This window comes from Cupriavidus cauae, assembly GCF_008632125.1.
In the GTDB taxonomy this organism is placed as follows: domain Bacteria; phylum Pseudomonadota; class Gammaproteobacteria; order Burkholderiales; family Burkholderiaceae; genus Cupriavidus; species Cupriavidus cauae.
Window position 1 is genome coordinate 1 of the sequence record NZ_VWRN01000012.1, and the last position, 1,325, is coordinate 1,325.

The 1,325-nt window shown below is 63.7% G+C and carries 1 protein-coding gene and 1 other annotated feature; the gene reads right to left on the reverse strand.

Translation table 11 applies throughout. The features are described 5' to 3' along the window. Positions 1 to 33: 33 nt before the first annotated feature. A protein-coding gene (locus F1599_RS02730) for an IS3-like element ISRme15 family transposase (RefSeq protein ID WP_085960508.1) occupies positions 34 to 1,283 on the reverse strand; the annotation gives its coding sequence in 2 pieces (ribosomal slippage) (positions 34 to 989 and positions 989 to 1,283; 1,251 coding nt in all). Further along, positions 874 to 990 (reverse strand) — a sequence feature (AL1L pseudoknot). It overlaps the preceding gene by 117 nt. Positions 1,284 to 1,325: the final 42 nt, after the last annotated feature.

A 1,325-nucleotide genomic window follows, 5' to 3' on the forward strand; every position in this document is an offset into this window, starting at 1 on the left:
TGAATCGCCCCGGTTTTCGCGGAGGCTGTTTGGTTAAAGTAAAACGGCCTCGTCGGCGGTTTTGCCGAGTTGGTTGTAGTAGTTTGCCTCAGCCTCGGCGGGCGGGATATAGCCGATGGATGAGTGCAGGCGCTTATGGTTGAACCAAGCGACCCATTCCAGTGTTGCCAGTTCGACGGATTCCCTGGTTTTCCAAGGCGCGCGGCGATGGATCAGCTCGGCCTTGTACAAGCCATTGATCGTCTCGGCCAAGGCGTTGTCGTAACTGTCGCCACGGCTGCCGACCGACGGCTCGATGCCGGCTTCGGCCAGGCGTTCGCTATAGCGGATGCTGACGTACTGCGATCCCCTATCGGAGTGGTGGGTCAGAGAACCGTCGTTGCCAGGCTGGCGAGCGTATAGGGCCTGCTCCAGCGCATCGAGCACGAAGTCCGTCGTCATGGATTTGCTCACGCGCCAGCCGACGATGCGCCTGGCGTAGACGTCGACGACGAAGGCCACGTACAGCCAACCCTGCCATGTCGAGACGTAGGTGAAGTCCGAGACCCAGAGCTGATTGGGACGGTCGGCCCGGAACTGCCGGTTGACGCGATCCACCGGGCGACTGGCGGCGTCGTCAGCGATGGTCGTTCGCAGCCGCTTGCCGCGCCGCACACCTTGCAGTCCCTGGGCGCGCATCAATCGCTCGACCGTGCAGCGGGCAACCGTCACGCCCTCGCGGTTCAGTTGCCGCCAGACCTTGTCGGCGCCGTAGACGCGATGGTTCTCCTGCCACACTCGCTGGACTTGCGGCATGAGCCGTTCATCACGACGCGCACGGTCGCTGCGCCGTGACGGATCACGCAGCCGTGCGGCATGGCGCCGATAGGCCGACGAGGCAACCTGCAACACCTTGCAGATCGGCTCGACCCCGTAAACCTCCCGGTGCCGGTCGATGTAGGTGTTTACGACTTCAGCTTGCGGTCGAGCTCCGCCTGCGCGAAAAAAGCGCTGGCAGTGCGCAGGATGTCGTTGGCGCGGCGCAGCTCTCGGTTCTCCCGCTCCAACTCCTTGATGCGTTCTCGCTCGCTGGTGGTGACGCCTTCGCGCTGTCCGCTGTCGACTTCGTGGCGCTTGACCCAGGTCAGCAGCGTCTGCGCCGAGCAGCCGATCTTGGGCGCGATGGACTCGACCGCCACCCACAGCGACGGGTACTCGCCGCGCGACTCCTGCACCAGGCGCACGGCGCGCTCGCGCACTTCCGGGGAAAACTTGTTTGCGTTGTTCTTGCTCATGGCTCGCATTCTCTCAAGAGTGAGAGCCTCCGCAAAACCCGGGGCGATTCA